Source organism: Pirellulales bacterium (assembly GCA_036490175.1).
Taxonomy (GTDB): domain Bacteria; phylum Planctomycetota; class Planctomycetia; order Pirellulales; family JACPPG01; genus JACPPG01.
The window spans coordinates 1-19,402 of the sequence record DASXEJ010000204.1 but is presented as its reverse complement, the minus strand read 5'-3'; the positions used below and the strand labels follow the sequence as shown (position 1 = coordinate 19,402).

Sequence of the window (19,402 nt, the reverse complement as noted above, 5' to 3'; positions counted from 1 at the left end):
GTCTGCTCTCCTTCCCTCGCGTCTGTCAGGTCAGCCCGGAAACCGCAAATACCTGCGTCAGCCCACGGCTGCGCAGGGCGGCCGCCAACCGCCGGGCATGTTTTGCATGGCGACAAATGCCGAAATAAGCACTGCCGCTACCCGTCATTTGGTGCCCTAAAAAATCAAGTCGATCGAATTCTGCGCGCAGCCGTTGGATCCACGGTGAGATCGTGGCGGCCGCGTCTTCCAGCCGGTTGTAGAGCAGGCGCCCTACTTCAACAGGGCGTCCGCGCCGCCAGGCCTCGACGAGTGCGCCCACCGGGCGCGGTGTCGATGCGGGGCGACAATGGGCATACACTTCGGCGGTCGAAAGTCCAGCCGGTGGCTGAACTATGACGAAGTCGAGTGGCGCCAGTCCCGCTTGCGCCGCAACTTGCTCGCCCCGGCCACGGCAAACCGCCGGTTGCCCCTGCAGGAAAAACGCTATGTCGCTGCCAAGCTCCGAGGCAATCTCGCTCAAGCGCGCGACTGGCCAATTGAGCCCCCAGCCGATGTTGGCCGCCACGAGCGCCGCGGCCGCGTCGCTCGAGCCGCCGGCCATGCCAGCCGCCATCGGGATTCGCTTGACGAGCGTCATCGAAGCCCCTGAAGAGATGCCGGCCGCCTCGCGCAGCCGTCTTGCTGCTCGCACGACCAGATTGTCGTCAGTCAGAGCTGCCGTTACGGCTGTGCCAGCCCGCAATGCCAGCCGCGAATAGTGCCAATGGCAATCGCACTCGATGTCGTCGCCACGCGTCGGCTGAAAGGCTAGGGAATCAGACAGCCCAACAGGAACCATGAGAGTTTCGATCTCATGGAATCCGTCGTTGCGCTTCCCTAAGATTTCCAGAAAAAGATTGAGCTTTGCCGGTGCAAAGACAGTAACCACCGGCAAAGTCCGGTGAACGTGCATCCTACGCGTTCCCGATCTGTGCGGAGCGAATTGTCCCGACGCACGAAAAACGTCAACGAGCTTGATGATGGCAATCTGGGCGCGCGGGTCTCCGGTTTCGCCGTGAAATTTTAGCTATTTGCGACAAGTGGGTCAATCTGAACATCCGCGAAGGTTGGGCCGTGCAGAACGCCCGACGATCCGCCCCGATCGTGCTTGCCTCGGCGACACGCTGTCGAGCGTCCGAAAGCGCCTTAGCCCCCCCATCTGCAGCTATATTGAGATCGTCACTTGTGCAGAATTGGTCGTAATTGTGGTCCGAATTGCACAGGCCATACGAACGCTGAATTATGCCAGCATCGCGGCCCCCAATCGAAGACGGCAGCGCCATGCGGGACGTCGTGCGACGAATCATCTCAGGTGGGCAGACAGGTGCCGATCGCGCGGCGCTGGACGTTGCTATCGCGCTTGGGATCGAACATAGCGGTTGGGTGCCGCGAGGTCGCTGGGCCGAAGATGGACCGCTGGCGCCGCAATATCAGGTGCGCGAGGCCAGTTCATCGCACCTGGCCGATCGGACTGAGCTGAACGTACGCGACTCAGACGCCACGCTGATCCTGTCGCACGGCCCGCTAACCGGCGGCTCGGCATTGACGCTGTTTCTGGCGCAGGAGCGAGGCAAACCGGTCCTGCACCTCGACCTGGTGAAACACGACGAACCGTCGGCAACCAGGCTTGCTACGGTATGGATCTTGGAAGTGCGGCCCGCGGTGTTGAATGTCGCCGGCCCGCGCGCCTCGATCGATCCGCTGATTTACGAGGCGGTGTCGCGCGTGCTCCGGCGCATCTTCGAGTGGGCGCACTGAGCAAAGAGCTTCAGCCGGCGCCGGGGCGATCGACAGTAGCTAGAGGTCCCGAATGCGCAGCTCGAGCAGCACGCTTTCGGACTGTGTGCCTGGCAGCGGCCAGGATCCGGCCTTGCGTAGCCGCAGTCCCGTGAGCAGACCGGCCTCGCGGGCGGCGTGCCGTTCGTCGACCCAGGCCGGCCCTTTGATCACCAGCAGCCGCTCGAACGACCCCCAGAAGGGAGCGAACCACCGCAACAGTTTGGCCAGCGGTGCCACGGCGCGGATCACTAACGATTGATATTTGTGGTGCGCGAGCAAGTCCTCGGCGCGCCCCGGATGAACTTGCACGGCCAAACCCAGTTCGCGGACGATTTCGGCGACGGCCCGCGCTTTTTTGCCTACCGACTCGGCCAGGGTGACCTTCAAGTCGGGTCGCACGATCGCCAAGACGATTCCAGGCACCCCGCCCCCTGTGCCGACATCGAGCACCCGTTCATCGGGCCCTAAAACTTTGCAGAACTCGAGCGTGTCGACCATGTCGCGCGCGACAAACTTTTCGTAGTCATCGTGCCGCGTCAGATTCAGCTTGGTATTCCAGTCCCACAGCAAGCGGCAATAATGATCGAGCCGGTCGACCTGCTCGGGAGGCAGTTCGATGGCGTACCTCGCCAAGGCCGCGGTCAGCGTATCGGTCGTGGGAGTTTGAGCGGTGTCTTCAGACATTGGGCGGCTACACAGGAATCATTTGGTCAATCGGCACCGAGAGCGCGTTGGCAACCAAGGCCGAAGCATCACGGCGCGGCAACGAACTACTATCGCTGGAACCGGCAGCCGCGTCCACCGGGGCCAGGATCGGGAAATGCCTAGCGTGGAGCCGCACCCTCCGCAGCGAGCAGCCGTTTGCCTCGCCAGAATACGAACGATTCTGGGAACAAGCGTTCGACGTTTGCCGCTTCCTTTTTTGGCCACGCGTCTGGCACCATGACCAGCCCGTAGGGTTGATCGCCAAGCCATTCTCGCCACATTGGAACACGAGGTGGCCAGCGCGTTTCGTATTCGCCGTCCCGCATTGCCTCGGGCCAGCTCGCGCTGAGGCTCGCGGAAGCAGGGAAGGCGTACCCCGCTCCTTCTGCTCTTGCCCGCATGTCAAAAGCCCGGCGGGCGCGCACGAAATTCAGCTCCCAACCTAACCCGACGGCCAGCGCAGTAATGACCAGGAGCATCGTTCCCAGCCCGAACTGAAACCAGCGGCGGCGGGTGGGCAAAGTGGCGGGCATAACGGCGATTATATCCGGGCACCGTGGGCTATTGTCGAATGCAGCTTTTGGCACAGACGTCGCGCAGGTGTAATTCTCATCCGATTAGCTGTAGGAATCGATGGGCGGCCATTGCAGTTCTTGCTGTCCGTCAAGTCCGCTACAGTCGCCGAAATTTGACGACCCAAGTTTGGGCAACTATGCTGCTCGAACTGGGCAGGAGTTTGCGCATTTCGATCCAACACTTCGTCGTTCTCTGCTGTCGCCATGACGTTCGCGCGCACTCTTGCGTGGCAGCGGTGACAGCCGATCGCTAAGGGAGATTCTGCCATGTTGTTCAAACTGGTGCTGCTGTCCGCAATTGCCCCGGCTTTGTTGGCGTTCGCGTGGCAGTCCGCGGCGGCCGAAGAGCTGGGGGAAGATGGCTTTGTCGATTCCGACGGCGTGAAGATTCATTACGTCACGGCTGGCAAAGGCCCACTCGTGGTTTTGATCCATGGCTTCCCCGACTTCTGGTACACCTGGCGCGCCCAGATGCCAGAGCTGGCCAAACACTTCCAGGTCGTGGCGGTCGATATGCGCGGCTACAACAAGAGCGACCAGCCCGAGGGAGTCGAGAACTACAAAATGGACAAGCTGGTGGCTGACATCGACGCGGTGGTCAAGCACTTCAAGGCCGACAAGGCGATTATCGTCGGTCACGATTGGGGCGGCATGGTCGCTTGGACCTACGCCATGACACATCCCGACAAAGTCGATCGCCTGGTGATTTTGAATCTACCGCATCCCAAGGGCTTGACCCGGGAGCTGGCCAACAATCCAGCGCAACAAAAGAACAGCCAATACGCTCGCAACTTCCAGGCGCCCGACGCGGCGTCGAAGATGACGCCCGAGATGTTGGTGTTTTGGGTCAAGGACCCCGCCGCGCGCGAGAAGTATCTCGAGGCTTTCAAGCGCTCCAGCATGGAAGGGATGTTGAACTACTACAAAGCCAACTACCCGCCCGAGCCGTACACGTACGACGAGACGCGTCCCTACCCGCCGATCAAGTGCCCGGTGCTGATGTTCCACGGCTTGAAGGATTCGGCACTGTTGCCGGGTGCCTTGGCGGGGACGTGGGATTGGCTGGACCAGGATCTAACGCTAATCACGATCCCCGGCGCCAACCATTTTGTCCAGCAGGACGCCGCCGATCACGTGACCAAGGCCATGGTCAGCTGGTTGACGACGCGGTAGCTATTGCAAAACGATGGCCGCCGATCGCCGAGTCATGAAGTCGATCGGCGGTCTTTATTGCAGCGATTCTCGTTCGTGGCTCCGCGCTTAGGATGCCGGTTCGGCGGGTAATTCTGGTGTTTCATCGGTCGGGGTCGCTTCCCCTTCCGCCTCGTCGCTGGGAACCCGCACGACTGCTGCCAACGTGTCGGCTTCGTCGAGGCTCATAATCCGCACGCCCTGCGTGTTGCGGCCGATCAAGCTGATATCGCCTGCGACCAGCCGCTGGATTTTGCCGCGCGAGGTCATCATCAGCACTTCGTCTTCATTGCGGACGCTGACCACGCCGACGACAGGACCGTTGCGATCGGTCGTCTTGATGTCGCGCAATCCCTTGCCGCCGCGGCGCTGCGTCCGGTAGCGGTGTGACGAACTGCCGGCATCGGCCCCTTCGCCTTCTTCCGCTTCGGCAGGCTCTGGCACGTCCGGCTCCGGAGCGGCATCCATGTCGTGAGCCAGACTATCGTCAGCAATAGCTTCGTCACCGGCCGAGGCCGGCGGTTCGCCGCTGTTCGGCCCGAAGGGGGTCCGCTTGCCGTAGCCATTCTCGCAGGCCGTTAGCAGGGTGGCGTCCGGATCGGCCACGACCATGCCGACCAACTCGTCGTCGCTGGCAAGGCTGATGCCTTTGACACCACTGGTGTTACGCCCCATCGGCCGCGCGTCGGCCTCGTTAAAACGAATCGCCATGCCATGCTTGGTAGAGAGGACCACCTCGTCCCCTTTCTGCGTGACGGCCACGTCGACCAGCTCGTCGTCTTCCTTGAGCTTGATGGCGATGATGCCCCCTTTCAGCGGACGGCTGTATTGCATCAACGGCGTTTTCTTCACCAGCCCCCGTCGGGTAGCCATCATCAGATAGTGATCCGGCTGCGAGAAATCGCGGACCGCACGGCAGTCGGCGATTTTCTCTCCTTCGGCAAAATTCAGCAGGTTCACGACGGCGCGTCCGCGGCTTTCGCGCGATAACTGCGGCAGGCCGTAAACTTTCTGCCAATAGACCTTGCCACGATTGGTGAAGAACAGCAGGTAGTCGTGCGTGCTGGCGGCAAACAAATGGCGAATGGGGTCTTCTTCTTCGCTCTTGGCCCCCTTCATTCCCTTGCCACCGCGACGCTGGGCGCGATAGGTGCTGGCCGGCGTGCGCTTGATGTAACCTTGGTGGCTGATCGTGACCACCATGTTCTCTTCAGCGATGAGGTCTTCGAGGTCGATATTGCCGACCTCGTCGCCGCTGATCTCGGTACGGCGCTCGTCGCTGTGCTTGCGGCGCAGCTCCTGAAGATCCTCGCGGATAATGTCGCGGATGTTCTTTTCGTCGGAGAGAATGCGGAGGTATTCCGTGATCTCGTTGAGCAGGTTCTGGTATTCCCCTCCCAGCTTCTCTTGCTCGAGATTTACCAATTGCCCCAACGTCATCTTGAGGATAGCGTCGGCCTGCACAGCGGTGAGTGTGTAACTTTCACGATCGCCTCGTTCCGAAGTGAACGACGCGAAGCCCGCCTCGCCGAGCGCGCGGCGCATGAGCGCGGCCGGGCATTCGATGCCCATTAAGCGGGCCTTGGCCTCGGCCAGCGTGGCCGACGTGCGGATGACGCGGATAACCTCGTCGATATTGGCGTGGGCCAGCAATAGCCCTTCGACTGTGTGCTTGCGCTGCCGAGCCTTGGCCAGCAAGAATTGCGTGCGTCGTCGAATCACCTGCGCCCGATGGCGGATGAATTCCTGGAGCAATTCCTTGATCGACAGCGTGCGCGGCTTGCCGTCGACCAGTGCCAGAAAGATCAGCGAGAAAGTGTCTTGCAGTGGTGAGAACTGGTAGAGCTGATTGAGGACGACTTCCGGATCGGCATCGCGCTTGATCTCGAGGATCAGGCGCACCGGCTCTTTCAGGTCACTCTCGTTGCGGATGGCCGAGATGCCCACGATTCGGTCTTCGTTCACCAACTCGGCGATCCGCTCTTCGATGCGATCGCGCGTCTGCTGGAACGGGATCTCGGTCACGACGATGCGGTAACGCCCCTTGTTATGCTCTTCGATGCGGGCTCGCGCGCGGACGACTACCGTGCCACGTCCGGTATGATAGCCCTGTCGGATTCCGGCCCGTCCGCAAATGATGCCGCCCGTGGGGAAGTCGGGACCTGGTATAATCTCGAGCAATTCGTCGACGGAAACTTCCGGATCGTCGATCACCTTGACGGCCGCGGCGCAAACCTCGCCCAGATTGTGCGGCGGGATCGACGTGGCCATGCCGACGGCGATGCCGTTGGAGCCGTTGACGAGCAAATTGGGAAACTTGGACGGCAATACGGTCGGTTCCGTACGCCGTTCGTCGTAGGTCGGTACGAAATCGACCGTGTCGAGTTTCAAATCGTCGAGCAGCAGTGCCGCGATCGCCGACATGCGGGCTTCGGTGTATCGCATGGCAGCCGGCGGCAATCCAGCGATCGAACCAAAGTTGCCCTGCTTGTCGATCAACACGTGACGCATGTTCCATTCTTGGGCCATGCGCACCAGCGTGGGATAAATCACGCTTTCGCCGTGCGGATGATAATTGCCGCTGGTATCGCCCGAAATCTTGGCGCACTTCACGCGACTGGCGCCGGGCGTCAGGCTGAGATCATTCATCGCCACCAGGATACGGCGCTGCGAAGGCTTCAGGCCGTCGCGCACATCGGGCAACGCGCGGCTGACGATGACGCTCATGGCGTAGGTCAGGTAGCTGTCCTTGAGCTCGTCTTCGATCGCCAGATCGATCACGCGCCCCGCATTGACTTCGGCAGGTGGCAGACCTTCGCCAGGGGCTTTGAGAGACTCTTCGTCACCATCGTCCGGGGTCTCGGGTTCGTCAGCCAAAACAGCGTCCTTTCGGCAACCGTGCCAGAGTTGATCACAGGACGATCAACCCGCCTCCGGCGGGCTCTGGCGAACATAAAACAGGGTGGGACAAACAGCCCAAAAGTATAGCGTTTTTGAGCCATTCTCACAATGACCGGCGGTGAAAACGTGTCGCCACAACTACTGGCGCCATCGTATCTTCCGGCGAGAGGATTCAATCCCTGGTTCAACACGATCTCGTAACGGTTGCTGACCGACAATAGTGACCGAAAACAGTTGCAGGCCACGGCGGGCTGCCGTGGCCACCTTCGGCATGAAAAAACGCGCCACGCGACGAATTTGCACCCCAATTTCGAGGTCGGCTTGCTCGTCGCAATTGGTTTTCGAATCGCTTCGCGCCGAATTGCGTTGGGATGTTCGTCTAGCCTAGGACGGAGCGCAGGCGAAGTGTCGCAGTGCGTCCAGGACCGCCAACACGTCATCGCGAGAAACTTCCGTCCAGCCGGCCACCTTGTGACGCAGGATCGTGAGCTTGAAGTTCTCGAACGACTCGGCCAGGTCGGGGGGCAACTCGGCCAGATTCTCGAAGGGGCGCACCACAGGCGCGCTCGGATCACCGGGATACTGGGCCGCATCGGCATCGAACGGCACGCCGACAGCCGCAGCATCACCAGCTTCGTCTCCGGAGCGCGGTCCTGAGTCGCCGAAATCCGGCCCCTCGCTATAGTCCGGCCCAGTGGTTCCCTCGAAGGAGCCCTGCGCGCGCTCGGCCGGTTCGACAATTTCGGACGTCGGCTGCTGGTCTGCCGAGAAGTCTTCGTCCAGTTCGCCGCTAATGACGTCCGACTCGCTGGGACGCAACTCGTCGGGAGCTCCCATCGCCAGCCATCGCGACGAGCGCATTTGCGAAACGGACCAGCCGCTCTGGATGGCGCCTTCGAGCCACATCTCGGCGTCGTTCCAATCGAGCGCCGCTTGGAAATGACTCCAATACAGATCGGGGTAGCTGCTGCTTACAGAGCCAAATCGCTCGAAGACGCGGCGCAGGCGCCCTACGTGTTGGCCGCTGACGTTGCCGGCGCGACGGCTCCAGGCCTCGTCCGAATATTGGGTGGCGGCGGCTTGCGAGGCAACGAGCGCGGTGCGCCACTCGTGGATGATGCGCCCTTTTTCCCAATTGGTCGAGCTGACCAACCGGTCCCATTGCTTGAGATAAGCCAGCGACGTTTCCTCTTCCAGCGCGACAGCCAGTCCCAGCGGCTCGTCCATTGGCGAGGGCTTCCTTTCCTGAGTTGCGAGTAGCGTCAAGCACTGCGGGCAACGCCGCCACGCGAGCGAACCATCGGTTATACAACGACGGCGCGAGGCGTCCACCGGCTGGTCGACTTTGTCCGATCGGCCATGTCGATGCAGTCGATACAGGGCGGAAAACAGGGCAAATCGTGCCCGATTTTTCGAATGCACGTCTCACCGCAGGTTGGGGAAAACGTGTCGATGATTTGGCCCGAAGCCGCCGCGCGATCAAGAAGAACCTTCGGTTGCCAGGTTTGCCGCCGCGAACCCGCTGGTGCGGTGCGATCCGTCGCAGAATGGCTTCTTAGCGGACTGGCCGCAACGGCAGAGCGCGACGGCCGGCTTGTCGCCCGCAATGGCAAAGGGGTTTCCCTGATGGTCGACGATCGACACCGGTCCCTCGATCACGAGCGGCCCATTTTCGCGGCAACGGATTTTGAATTCTGACATGGCGAGGTTCCCGGTCGGTAAAGGCGATCGTTCACGGCTTGGCTTCGGTCGCAGGTTGCGGCACCGCGCGGAGTAGGAACAACGCTCGCTGTTGCGCTCGCGGCGCCTGCAATTGTTTTTCGTCCTTGGAAGCGTCGTCCGCAGACGGCTCAGTAGGCGCTTGCTCGGCGTTTTGATCGGTGGGCAGCGGGCGCGCTCGTACCGAGGCGGCAGGCAATTGCATCTGCGATTCGAACTCAGCCAGATCAACCCGGGCTGCGCGGCCCTGATGGATTGCCTCGCCACGCTGGCCAGGGGCGGCCAGTTCGCTTGTCTTAGGGGCCTTTCGATCGGCTGCCGCATCTAAGTCGCGTCCGCCTTGCGCATCACGTTTACCGAGCGAGGGCTGCGCGTCGTCTGGTTTGCCGGCCATCGCCGGGATGGCGCCCCCTGAGGCGGCGCCGGAGCTGGTCTTTGATGTGGCTTCGCCGCTCGCAACGGCCTGATCCGCAGGCGCTGCCTCGGCAGGTTTCAGCGCAGGGCTGTTGAAACCGACGAGCGCTTCGCCAAAGGCCGGCACATGTTCGACGACAAAACGGCGCAGCAAGTCATTCGATGCCATAGCGCCCAGCGTATCGGTAAGTTGCTGCGAGTCGGCGACGACGTAGATCGCGTCCTGTGGCGGCTCCTGCTCGGCCGCGTCGCGGGCTGGGCTGCGGACGGCGACGTCCTTGTCGTGATTGGCCGATGGTTTGGCGAATCCGCGTGCTCGTGCTTTGTCGTTCGCCGTGGCGCCTTCCCATCGGATGTCTTGGGTGGCCAGTATCTCGCGCAATGCCTGTTCGCCGTCGACTCCTGCCGGGACATCACAATGAATCACCAATAGTTCATCCATGGATGCGTTAACTTGGAATCGCAGACTCTCGTTAGCTTGTTCGGTCTTTTTTGATAGTGCGAAATAGGGAGTTTCACCGGGTTCGCCGACCTGGCCACTTTGCCCCGGTAAGCGGATCGCGTGCGGCTCTTGAGCGCCCGCGGGAGGGGCGTTTCGTGCCGCGATGTCAACCGCTGCCGGCGCGTTCAACTCACCGTCAGGCGGCGCAGGAGCCATTGCCACTTGCCGCGGCTGGTCGGGCGAAAAAAACATGATCAGGAGTGCCGCGGCGATCGTCAGCGCCGACCAGGCCAGAGGCCTTTGCCAACGCTGCCAGGAAACCATCGACGGACGTTCGTCATCCCGCACCGTTTGTACAGTGGTTGCCACGCTACGGGTCGGTTGCAGGATCTCTCGTTCCGCGCGGCGCAAGACTGCGTCGGCAAAACCACTTTCCAGTTTTTGCCGGGGCAACGCCTGCATGCTCGTTCGTAAGGATCGAAGCTCTTCGAGCAGCTGCCGACAGTCGGGTTTTGTGGTCAGTAGATGCTCGGCGCGCGCAAGTTCCTCGCCCGACAGCTCGCCATCGAGGTAAGCGCTGATTAGTTCTTGGTCGGAAAGCATTGTCATGGTTCACACGATCAACAAACGCGCATCCTTCTTCCTGCCGACAAACCTGGACGTGATCAAAGTTAGTCGCTCAAGCTACTTCTTTTCGATCTCGACTGCCTCCTTGAGCAGCTCTCGCATTTGAGCTCTGGCCCGATGCAGGCGGCTGCGGACCGTGCCGACAGGTAAATCCAGAATCTCCGCGATCGAATCATAGTCGTGGCCGTCGATCTCGCGCAGGACGAGTACCGCACGAAACTCGTCGGCCAGCGAACGAAGCGCCGCCTGTACGCGATCGGCCCGTTCTTCTCGTTCAAGCCTTTGGTGAGGTCCCGGGCCCCCATCGGCCAAGTCGCGCATGCGCCCGGTTGCATCACCGTCGAGCGAGAGAGTGTTTTTTTCGCGGCGCCGCCGGGTAGCCGCGACGTTGAACGCAATTCGGTATACCCAAGTGTAGAACGCGCTGGTGCGGCGGAAACCTTCGAGCTTGAGAAATGCCTGCACGAAAGCGTCCTGCACTATGTCGCGGGCGTCCTCGGTCGAGCCCGAGATGTGTACCATGGCGTTGTACAACCGGTCTTGGTAGCGTCCGACGAGCCGCCCGAACGCCTCGGCGTTGCCCGCCAGGGTCTCGTCGATCAACCGGTCGTCGTCTTTGTCAGGTGCCACAATTGAGACGCCCAAAGCAGGGCGAGAGTTCCCCGGTAAATGGCAGGAGCACGTTGCAGAACTCCCACCGCAGGTCGAATCAACGCCGCCAACCCTCCGGCCTGCAATCATCTCGGGGGGGTGTGGGGAAGTCAAATCACGGCAGTTCGACCAAGACCTTTGCGATGTTCGCCTCACCCATTCGGCGGTTCGCGCGACCGGCATCGCGTTTACGCCGTAGCAGGGCACGGGTTGCGGCGGCGATCTGCGGTAGCCATCTCCTGGCAGCGATGGGCGCTTGGTCCGCGCGCTCGCTGAATCGTGGTGGCAGGGCGTTGCTAGCCGCCTCTAAATCGAGTTCGGCGGTGGTACGACCGGCTCGTCGGCAGGATGCTATCAGAGGCGGCTTCTGCGTGGTCGCGCCGTCGGTGTCGCGCGGGGGTCGATGAACGCGTCTGTTGATAGCAGCGCAAAGGCTTTGTCACCAATCAGTTGTGGTCAGTACTTCGGCGCGCAAATTACCTTGACCGCCGAGCCAGCCTGCCCCTATAATCCGCGGCCCTTCTACTACCGAAGTTCACGTCCCATAAGAAGTTTCGTTCAGTTCGCGCATTTCCTGCGCGAAAGTTTTGGACGGGCGCCGGCGTTCGCTTGGCGCTCTGTCGAGGTTGCCGCTCTGCTGACAAGTTCTGATACCACTCAACCGCCGAGGTTGCGCTGCGCGCGCCGCGATCATGTCGCACGCGCCTCTGCTGCGCGCGCGTGGCGGTCGGTCTTCGCAGTGTGCGGCTGGCTCTATCAGCGTGCGTTTGCGGTCGGACGCGCGGCCGTCGGTGGGCAGAACGAACGGAACGTGGAAATCGGCTCACGACCTCATAGCGGCGCGACGATCGGTCGCGCGTTGTTGGTCGCTGCGGCGCTTCTTGTTGCGCTTGGCGGACTGACACGACCTGCGGCGGCCGACATCGCGTTGCCTCCGCCCGACCCGGCCACGCGCATCACGGTGGATGCCGATCAGGCCGAGCGGTGGCAATTAGGCGCGCACGAGGTATGGGTGCTGCACGGCCATTGCGTGGTTGCGCAAGGACTTCAGCGTGCCACGGCGAACGAGGCCGTGCTGTGGATCAAGCGCGCGACCGATGGCGAAGACGCCATGAATCGAGTGATCGCCTACTTCGATGGCGACGTCGTCGTCAGCGACGGAGACGCGCCGGTACAGGCGGGCGAACGGCCCACGAACGGACTTGACGCAAAAACGTGGCTCAACGAGTTTTACTCGAGTGCCGACGTGGTCGTAGGCGTCGCCGATCCCGGACCAGAACCTGCAGTCAAACCGGCTCTGTATCGCAAGGCCCTCGCGCGGCGCAACGGCACTGACGATGGGCAGGTCAAGCAGGCGCAGTACAGCCTGCCAGGCGGGCTAAGCACGACGACCACCGCTGGCACCAGCGGCGGCTCGTCCAATCGCGCGCCAGTGATGGTCGCGCAGACGGTTGCTCCTCCTGCTGTCGGTGCTCCGGGGGGACCGCAGGGCATGCGCCGCATTCAGACGTTCCCGCGCAGCCGCGTTCGCCCCAATTATCAGGCCACCAACGATCCGGTTCGCAACGAGAGCATCATCCAGATTCGCCAGGGCGTGACCGTGATCATCAGCGGAATGCAGGCCCCAGGCACGATCGACATTTCGACCGACAACATGGTGCTCTGGACGACCGGGGCCACGAGCATGAACGGCGAAACGATGCAGGCCGACAACGTGCCGCTGGAAATCTACATGGAGGGCAACATCGTTTTCCGCCAAGGGGATCGCACGATTTATGCCCAGCGGATGTACTACGACGTTCGCCAGCAGGTGGGCACGGTCTTATCGGCCGAGATCCTCTCGCCGGCGCCGCAGTTTGCCGGCTTGATGCGGCTGCGGGCCGATGTCGTTACGCAGACCGGTCCCGGGCGTTTCGTCATGCAGAATACTTACGCCACCAGCAGCCGCATGGCGCTGCCTGGCTATCGGTTGCAGGCCAAGAACGCGGTGTTCGAAGACAACGAGGTGCCGTTGATCGACCCGGTGACGAATCAGCCCCAGATCGACCCGGCGACCGGCGAGGCGAAGACGCAGCACGATCGCATGATCACGAGCCGGAACAATTTCATGTTTGTAGAGAATGTGCCCGTCTTCTATTGGCCGGTGATCAAGAACGACGTCGAACAATCGAACTTCTATATCCGCCAGGCACGCTTCAAGAGCGATCACATTTTCGGTCAGCAGTTCCTCGTGGATTGGGATGCCTACCAGGTGTTCGGCCTGAAGCGACTGCCCGGCACGGACTGGACCTTCAGCACCGACTACTTCACGGCCCGCGGACCGGCCGTGGGAACAGCCTATCGCTGGAAGGGTTCGGAACTGTTCGGGCTGAACGGACCCTACAACGGCTTCCTCGATTTCTGGGGCATTCACGACAAAGGACTCGACACGTTGGGCAGCGACCGTATGAACCTGCTGCCCGAGCCCGACAAAGAGGACCGCTATAAATTGCTCGGGCGTCATCGCCAGTACCTGGCTAACAACTTCCAATTCACCGGCGAGGTCGGGTTTATTTCGGACCGCAACTTCCTGGAGCAATATTTCGAACGTGAATGGGACCAGGCCAAGGACTACGACACCGACTTGATGCTGAAGCAGTATCGCGGCAACTCGACGTGGAACGTGCAAACCAGCGCGCGGATCAACGATTGGTTTACGCAGACACAATGGTTGCCGCGACTCGACCATTTCTGGATCGGCCAGGACCTGATCGACGAACGACTCACCTGGTACGAGCATTCCAGCCTGGGCTACGCCAACATGAGGATCGCGGCCCGACCCACCGATGCCAGCGAAGAAGCGAAATTCAACTGGCTACCTTGGGAAGCGAACGTGCAGGGGGGCCGCTACTTTACCACGCAGGAAATCGACTTGCCCTTCGAGGTGGGAGGGGTGAATGTAGTTCCCTACGGCATGGGACAACTGGCGCACTGGGATGAGACTCTGCAAGGTCCGGCGAACTTCCGCGTGCCTGGCGACCCCATGAATCGCGCCTGGGGTCAGTTCGGTGTGCGGGCCACGCTACCGTTCTGGGCCGTGAATCCGAATATTCAAAGCACGCTGTTCAACGTCAACGGCATCGCGCACAAGGTGCTGGTCGACATGGACGCATCGTGGGCCGGTTCGAATCAGGATTTCACGAACTTGCCGCTGTACGATCCGATCGACGACGACAATATCGAAGCGTTCAATCGTCGATTCGCCATTAATACGTTCAACTCCAACACCGTGCCGGCACAATGGGACCCGCGCTATTACGCCTTGCGATATGGCTTGGGCAATTCGGTCACGTCTGCCTCGCCGGAAATCCTTGGTAACATGACTGCCATTCGCTTGGGCCTCAAACAGCGTTGGCAAACCAAGCGCGGTCTGCCGGGCAATCAACACATAATCGATTGGATCACGTTAAACCTTTCGACCTCGCTGTTCCCGCAAGCCAACCGCGACGACTTCGGCTCGTTCGTAGGTCTCACGACCTATGACTTTGCCTGGCATATCGGCGATCGCGTGACGCTCGTGTCGGACGGCATCTTCGACTTCTTCAATCAGGGCCAGAAGATCGCCACCGTCGGCGGCTTCGTCAATCGTCCGCCGCGCGGCAGCTTGTATTTAGGATTCCAATCGATCAATGGCCCGAACGTCGCGAACGCCTTCACGCCGGTCAATAGCGAAGTGGTCATCGGCTCGTACAGCTATCGCATGAGCGAGAAATGGATCTCGTCTGCCGGGGCCACAGTTGACGTCGCGCACAACGGTAACATCGGCGAGCAGTTCATGCTCACCCGCGTCGGCGAGTCGTTCTTGATGAGCGTCGGAGGCAATGTCGACGCCAGCAAGAAAAACTACGGGCTGAGCGTAATGGTCGAACCGCGCTTTATGCCGCGCACGCAAACCGGACGTGTAGGTGGCGCTCAGATCCCATTGGCGGGTGTGAATGGCTTGGAATAATCCAGGCCATTTGATCGTGATCGAGGTCGCTGTTTCGTCGTGAAATACCACGACCCCTGTCACGGCCTTAGAACTCGGGCTGAATTTGCTTCAGCCGTTTCTCGGTCTCGGCCATCAGCGCATCTTCGGCCTTGTCGTCGGCCGCTTCGTAGGTGACCGAGAATCGCAGGTAGGCGCCCGCATCATCCCACGGCACTGTGCAGATCGAGTGTTCGGTGATCAGGTATTGGCTGGCCGCTTCGGCCGTGTCGAAACGGGGGCCGTTCTTGATTCCCTTGGGGCTGCGGGTGTAGAGGAAATAGGTTCCCCCCGGCATGCGGCAATCGAAGCCGCAACGAGTGAGCACGTCGACCAGCTTGCGCAATCGCCGTTCGTACTTGGTGCGCACCTGGCGTGGGATCTCGTCGTCGTCTAGCGCCGCTGCGGCCGCCTTTTGAATGGCGATGAACTGGCCCGAGTCGTTGTTGTCTTTCACGTCGGCAAATGCTTGCACGATCTTGGCATGGCCGCAGACCCAGCCCATCCGCCAACCGATCATGTGGTAGCCCTTTGAGAGCGAATGAACTTCGACGCCCACGTCCTTCGCTCCCGGCACCGATAGAAAGCTGAGCGGTTCACCTTCGTACGTCAGGAAAATGTGCGCCGCGTCCTGTACCACGACGATGTTATGCCGCTTGGCGAAGTCGACTACCCGGCCGTAGAACTCGCGCGTGGCGACCCGGCCCGTAGGACTGTTGGGATAATTGATCACCAGCAGCTTCGCGCGGCGCGCGATGTCGGCCGGAATCGATTCCAAGTCCGGCAGAAACCCGTTCTCGGCCAACAGCGGCAGCCGATGCACTTCGCCGCCGAAGTATTTCGTGTGCGTACCTGCCACCGGATAGCCTGGCACGGTCATCAACGTCACATCGCCCGGATTGATGAACGCGGCCGGCAGCATGGCCAGGGCCGTCTTCGAACCGATGCAGTGATTCACCTCGGTGGCCGGATCGAGCTCGACGCCAAAGCGGCGCTTCATCAGCCGGGCCACCGCATCCTTGAATTCGGCGATGCCGTTGTCGGCATAGCCGCGATTAGCCGGCTGGCTGATCTCGCGGGTCATCGCCGTGCGAACCGGCGCGGGCGCTAACTCATCGTTCTCGCCGATGCCGAAGTCGACCAGCTTCCGCTCGGGATGATCGGCCAGGGCCTTGCGCTTGGCTCGTTTGATCTTCTCGAACTTATAGATCTCGGTCCCCTTGCCGTAGTTGACGCCGCCAATGCGCTCGGCAAAGAGAGACTGAAAGTAAGGGTCGCTCATAATTGTGCAATCAATCGCTAGTGTGCAGTCTATCGTTAATGTGCGGTCGATCGTGAAAATGCAGTCAATTGTTGATCAGTTTCGAGAAGATCACTTTAGCTCCCTTCTCTCCTCGCGGAAGAAGGTGGTCCGCCGGCGGCGGACCGGATGAAGGGCCCGCATTTACAGCGAGGCCGATCAGGCACGCCGCGAGTCCGTAAATTAGCCGAGGAAGTGCGGGCTAACAAGCGGGCGACTATCGCCCGACGCGCCAGTTTTTTCAGTGTTGGAATCTCGCTTGTAGGCAAACCTCTCTCCATGCAGCCGATACGCCACGAGCAGGAAGCTTCGAGGGGCAAGCCTGAAATGGCTATGACGCGGACGTGCATAGCACCACTCGGTAGCGCGCGATGCGCGACTCGCATCTTTAGCCAAGCAGCAACTCGTAGTAGACGAGCGGTGCACCGCGATACACTGGCCGCCCCACTTCCGAGAAACCGCAGTGCGAGTAAAAGCCGCCGGCACCGGCGCTCGCGTCGTAAGCGTCGAGACGAACCGCATCGGCTGGCCAACCGTATGCCACGCGCACGGCCTGCTTTAAACATTTTCGGCCCAACCATGATGTTGCCGAGCAGGAGCCACCGCCATCGCCAGAAGATAGAGCGGCGTTTTACTAGGAGCAAAGTACTTCGTATCGATCGCCCACGGCTTTTTGGTTGTCAGTCGTAGCGTGGCCACGATCTCGGCACCTTCGCTGGCGACCAGGATGCGCGATGTGCGCAACGCGAGCAGCACTCCCTTCGCCGAAGTGTTCATCGACCACGGTCCGCGTCCGTGCCGGCGTGTAAGATCCTGCGCGTCCGAGGTATGCAATGCCGCCAGCGCCCGTGCGTCATCCGCTGTGGCTGGGCAGGCAGTGGAATACGACTTTGGTGATCTCGATGAGCTAGCCCTTGCCTACGTCCTGTCGATTCATAAAAGTCAGGGTTCGGAGTTCCCCTGCGTGGTCATACCCTTGCATCCCCAGCATTACCTGATGCTCCAGAGGAACTTGCTCTATACGGCTATCACCAGAGGCAAGCAGCTCGTGGTCCTGGTCGGAACGAAGAAAGCACTCGGTATGGCCGTGAGGAAAGCGGATACGGGCCAAAGGCACACGACACTGAGGAAAAGGCTCGCAGAAAGGAAGTAGCCTAGCGATGATTTTCCGGCTCTCACAAAAACTTGCCACCAAAATCAAGGCTGGCATATTACGCACCCTTCCCCCCGACGAGAATCCCTTCGCCGACTGGTCCGCCCATCTGTTCGTCGCCGATCGAACACAATACATCATCGTCAGCAACACGCCATCCCTCTATTCCGCGGTGCTGTACGGCAAGGGCATCACGAACGACAGTGACTTCATTGGCCGTGCGTTGAGTGCCCTTCGAGAATTCATGGCGGATGACGGCCAAGAGTTTGTCTATCGCCGCTTCATCGCTCCTGCCAGCGGCACAGTTCGCTTTGCAAAGGCATTGGACCGCTCGGTCACAGGTTCGATGAATGAGTTAATCGCCCACGCGACGGATTGGCTTGCCGAGGGAGACGTATCCTCATTTGAAGTGGGCTACCGGCTCAACGAAATTATTCTATCGTCGATTGCTCGGGATAAATCCGAGGGTTACTGCAAACCACGAGATGCATTCAAGGCTTTGCTGGACAGTATTGAGCCTGTGAAATGAACTAGCATTCAGCGGCCGGGCGTTACCGTCGTCGGATCACGACTGCGGGAGTTGCGAGAATCCCACTAACGCAAGGTCTTCAATTTGCAGATCGTGCCCGTCGCAGGACTGTGCCCACCAACCACATGGCTCCGAATCCCAAGAGAATGACGCTGCTCGGTTCGGGGGTCTGAACGATTTGAAAGCCATCGAATACGACGTGACTCTGCGTGCCGGTGATTGCAATGCCGGACAACGTGAGCGATGGGCCAGTCAGGCCAGCAAAGTAGATGTAGTTGCCGTAATCGCTGCCAACAGGCGGGATGAAGCTGGCTAGCGGGGAAAGGGCTCCCAACGTGCCATTGTTGTCGTAGATAGAATTGCTATTGGCGAAGAATTGGCCTGACCCGTTCAACCCCCCGGCAATGTAGGCGTAGACATCGTAAGTGGCGTAGGGGATGTTCGTCACCTGGATTGATCCGTTGCCAAAATAGGCGTCCCCTTCGTGCAACAAGTCACCTGTCGGCGTGCCCGTCGGGACCGTAGTCGTCGTTGGACTATGGTTCCAAGCGGTCAACGATGCACCTGTTGAATTCCCTTGGTCGTCGATGAGGTTGGAGAGTGACGCATCAGTTTGATGGGCATTGTTCCAGTTTCCCTGTGGAACGACGCCGGTCACGTCGGTGGGAGCCAGATCGTAATTGAAGTTGGCGATGGGGTCGGTGGAGAAGTTGACGCCAATCGAGGCAGCTTTTACGTGCAGGTGCAGTGCCAACAAAGAGACGAATGCCGAAAGTAGCCTTAATGTGTTCATTAGCGTGCTCCGATGTTGGGCGTGTCGAGTTTTGGTCGAGGTCTGTGCGAACTCGATTGGGGGCTATTCTAGCATCCCACAAACTGCTCTGTGCCAATTCGCCGGACGCTTTTCTTGAAGGCGGCCGTGGTTTTTAGCCGTTGAATCGCTTGTGCCCCCCTGCCGAACTACCGCCCTGTCGCTGTCCGTCTAGCCTGCTTTCGCAATTGCCGAGCCCAGAGCGTAAGCCACAGAACGAGCAGGACGAAAAACCAAAGGATCAGCTTGTAGGCGACCATCGCCCAGAACCAGACATTCTCGACGTAATCCCATGTCACGTCCGGCCCCCAAAGCCTGATGAGGAACTCTGGGCGTTTGGCCATCGAGGAGATATTGCAATAAGTTGTGGATAGGAAGTTTTCAGGCGGCATTTACTTGGGGTTTGATTCCATCGATGAATTGAACTCCGGCGATCCCGTCGGGTAGCAGTTGTGAGCCGTTCAGCAGCCGCCATCTTTTGGATGCGGACTGCATTAGTTTGAAGACCATCGTCAGGCAGGCGGTTCGCGAGCCGCTTCCCTTGGTCCGTCGATGTCTTAATCGCACGGTGGCGAAGG

Annotated in this window: 18 protein-coding genes; 4 read left to right on the top strand and 14 right to left on the bottom strand. The window is 60.4% G+C overall.

The genetic code is table 11. From position 1 onward, the window contains the following. Nucleotides 1-25: 25 nt before the first annotated feature. On the bottom strand, nucleotides 26-934 hold the full coding sequence (gene ispE, locus VGG64_14640; protein HEY1600843.1) for a 4-(cytidine 5'-diphospho)-2-C-methyl-D-erythritol kinase: 909 nt from the start codon (nucleotides 932-934) through the stop codon (nucleotides 26-28). 329 nt (nucleotides 935-1,263) lie between these two features. Here ispE and VGG64_14635 point away from each other — a divergent pair, with 329 nt between their 5' ends. Further along, a complete protein-coding gene (locus VGG64_14635; protein ID HEY1600842.1) occupies nucleotides 1,264-1,779 on the top strand; it encodes a putative molybdenum carrier protein in 516 nt (171 codons plus the stop codon). 39 nt (nucleotides 1,780-1,818) lie between these two features. On the opposite strand, the gene rsmG is transcribed toward VGG64_14635, so the two are convergent. Then, a complete protein-coding gene (gene rsmG, locus VGG64_14630) occupies nucleotides 1,819-2,484 on the bottom strand; it encodes a 16S rRNA (guanine(527)-N(7))-methyltransferase RsmG (protein HEY1600841.1) in 666 nt (221 codons plus the stop codon). Between the two features lie 140 nt (nucleotides 2,485-2,624). Further along, nucleotides 2,625-3,038: a hypothetical protein gene (locus VGG64_14625; protein ID HEY1600840.1), complete on the bottom strand. Its 414-nt coding sequence runs from the start codon at nucleotides 3,036-3,038 to the stop codon at nucleotides 2,625-2,627. A 309-nt stretch (nucleotides 3,039-3,347) separates the two neighbouring features. Here VGG64_14625 and VGG64_14620 point away from each other — a divergent pair, with 309 nt between their 5' ends. Further along, nucleotides 3,348-4,253, top strand: a complete 906-nt coding sequence (locus tag VGG64_14620; GenBank protein HEY1600839.1) for an alpha/beta hydrolase — start codon at nucleotides 3,348-3,350, stop codon at nucleotides 4,251-4,253. An 87-nt stretch (nucleotides 4,254-4,340) separates the two neighbouring features. On the opposite strand, the gene gyrA is transcribed toward VGG64_14620, so the two are convergent. The 5 genes from gyrA to VGG64_14595 form a co-directional block, all read right to left on the bottom strand. Continuing rightward, entirely contained in the window at nucleotides 4,341-7,148 is a 2,808-nt protein-coding gene (gene gyrA / locus VGG64_14615) for a DNA gyrase subunit A (protein ID HEY1600838.1), read from the bottom strand. A gap of 408 nt (nucleotides 7,149-7,556) precedes the next feature. Continuing rightward, nucleotides 7,557-8,399: a hypothetical protein gene (locus VGG64_14610; GenBank protein ID HEY1600837.1), complete on the bottom strand. Its 843-nt coding sequence runs from the start codon at nucleotides 8,397-8,399 to the stop codon at nucleotides 7,557-7,559. A 252-nt stretch (nucleotides 8,400-8,651) separates the two neighbouring features. After that, nucleotides 8,652-8,873 (bottom strand): CDGSH iron-sulfur domain-containing protein, encoded by a 222-nt coding sequence (locus VGG64_14605; protein ID HEY1600836.1) that lies wholly within the window; start codon nucleotides 8,871-8,873, stop codon nucleotides 8,652-8,654. Between the two features lie 31 nt (nucleotides 8,874-8,904). Then, nucleotides 8,905-10,356 (bottom strand): zf-HC2 domain-containing protein, encoded by a 1,452-nt coding sequence (locus VGG64_14600; protein ID HEY1600835.1) that lies wholly within the window; start codon nucleotides 10,354-10,356, stop codon nucleotides 8,905-8,907. A 75-nt stretch (nucleotides 10,357-10,431) separates the two neighbouring features. Further along, complete coding sequence (locus tag VGG64_14595) at nucleotides 10,432-11,004, bottom strand: sigma-70 family RNA polymerase sigma factor (protein ID HEY1600834.1); 573 nt, start codon at nucleotides 11,002-11,004, stop codon at nucleotides 10,432-10,434. Between the two features lie 832 nt (nucleotides 11,005-11,836). Here VGG64_14595 and VGG64_14590 point away from each other — a divergent pair. Beyond that, nucleotides 11,837-15,013, top strand: a complete 3,177-nt coding sequence (locus tag VGG64_14590) for a hypothetical protein (protein HEY1600833.1) — start codon at nucleotides 11,837-11,839, stop codon at nucleotides 15,011-15,013. A gap of 67 nt (nucleotides 15,014-15,080) precedes the next feature. Here the strand turns inward: VGG64_14590 and VGG64_14585 are convergent, their stop codons facing one another. From VGG64_14585 to VGG64_14575, 3 genes are all read right to left on the bottom strand, one after another. Beyond that, the gene (locus VGG64_14585) at nucleotides 15,081-16,313 is read right to left on the bottom strand and encodes an LL-diaminopimelate aminotransferase (protein ID HEY1600832.1); all 1,233 of its coding nucleotides are present in this window, start codon (nucleotides 16,311-16,313) and stop codon (nucleotides 15,081-15,083) included. A gap of 406 nt (nucleotides 16,314-16,719) precedes the next feature. Further along, the gene (locus VGG64_14580; protein HEY1600831.1) at nucleotides 16,720-16,875 is read right to left on the bottom strand and encodes a hypothetical protein; all 156 of its coding nucleotides are present in this window, start codon (nucleotides 16,873-16,875) and stop codon (nucleotides 16,720-16,722) included. 14 nt (nucleotides 16,876-16,889) lie between these two features. Then, nucleotides 16,890-17,108 carry a hypothetical protein gene (locus tag VGG64_14575; GenBank protein ID HEY1600830.1) on the bottom strand — a complete coding sequence of 73 codons (219 nt, stop codon included), beginning with the start codon at nucleotides 17,106-17,108 and terminating at the stop codon, nucleotides 16,890-16,892. 383 nt (nucleotides 17,109-17,491) lie between these two features. Here VGG64_14575 and VGG64_14570 point away from each other — a divergent pair, with 383 nt between their 5' ends. Then, a complete protein-coding gene (locus tag VGG64_14570) occupies nucleotides 17,492-18,013 on the top strand; it encodes a hypothetical protein (GenBank protein HEY1600829.1) in 522 nt (173 codons plus the stop codon). 79 nt (nucleotides 18,014-18,092) lie between these two features. Here the strand turns inward: VGG64_14570 and VGG64_14565 are convergent, their stop codons facing one another. The 3 genes from VGG64_14565 to VGG64_14555 all read right to left on the bottom strand — a co-directional run. Beyond that, nucleotides 18,093-18,806, bottom strand: a complete 714-nt coding sequence (locus VGG64_14565) for a PEP-CTERM sorting domain-containing protein (GenBank protein HEY1600828.1) — start codon at nucleotides 18,804-18,806, stop codon at nucleotides 18,093-18,095. A 167-nt stretch (nucleotides 18,807-18,973) separates the two neighbouring features. Next, nucleotides 18,974-19,168, bottom strand: a complete 195-nt coding sequence (locus VGG64_14560; GenBank protein HEY1600827.1) for a hypothetical protein — start codon at nucleotides 19,166-19,168, stop codon at nucleotides 18,974-18,976. A 37-nt stretch (nucleotides 19,169-19,205) separates the two neighbouring features. Next, a partial coding sequence (locus VGG64_14555) for an IS256 family transposase (GenBank protein ID HEY1600826.1) occupies nucleotides 19,206-19,402 on the bottom strand: 197 nt, incomplete at its 5' end.

Excerpts from the sequence above, each read along its gene's own strand:
- VGG64_14570 (HEY1600829.1), top strand. The coding sequence starts at position 17,492 with ATGATTTTCCGGCTCTCACAAAAACTTGCCACCAAAATCAAGGCTGGC.
- rsmG (HEY1600841.1), bottom strand. The coding sequence starts at position 2,484 with ATGTCTGAAGACACCGCTCAAACTCCCACGACCGATACGCTGACCGCG.
- VGG64_14625 (HEY1600840.1), bottom strand. The coding sequence starts at position 3,038 with ATGCCCGCCACTTTGCCCACCCGCCGCCGCTGGTTTCAGTTCGGGCTG.
- VGG64_14610 (HEY1600837.1), bottom strand. The coding sequence starts at position 8,399 with ATGGACGAGCCGCTGGGACTGGCTGTCGCGCTGGAAGAGGAAACGTCG.
- VGG64_14575 (HEY1600830.1), bottom strand. The coding sequence starts at position 17,108 with ATGAACACTTCGGCGAAGGGAGTGCTGCTCGCGTTGCGCACATCGCGC.
- ispE (HEY1600843.1), bottom strand. The coding sequence starts at position 934 with ATGCACGTTCACCGGACTTTGCCGGTGGTTACTGTCTTTGCACCGGCA.
- VGG64_14600 (HEY1600835.1), bottom strand. The coding sequence starts at position 10,356 with ATGACAATGCTTTCCGACCAAGAACTAATCAGCGCTTACCTCGATGGC.
- VGG64_14560 (HEY1600827.1), bottom strand. The coding sequence starts at position 19,168 with ATGGCCAAACGCCCAGAGTTCCTCATCAGGCTTTGGGGGCCGGACGTG.
- VGG64_14565 (HEY1600828.1), bottom strand. The coding sequence starts at position 18,806 with ATGAACACATTAAGGCTACTTTCGGCATTCGTCTCTTTGTTGGCACTG.
- VGG64_14620 (HEY1600839.1), top strand. The coding sequence starts at position 3,348 with ATGTTGTTCAAACTGGTGCTGCTGTCCGCAATTGCCCCGGCTTTGTTG.
- VGG64_14605 (HEY1600836.1), bottom strand. The coding sequence starts at position 8,873 with ATGTCAGAATTCAAAATCCGTTGCCGCGAAAATGGGCCGCTCGTGATC.
- VGG64_14585 (HEY1600832.1), bottom strand. The coding sequence starts at position 16,313 with ATGAGCGACCCTTACTTTCAGTCTCTCTTTGCCGAGCGCATTGGCGGC.
- VGG64_14635 (HEY1600842.1), top strand. The coding sequence starts at position 1,264 with ATGCCAGCATCGCGGCCCCCAATCGAAGACGGCAGCGCCATGCGGGAC.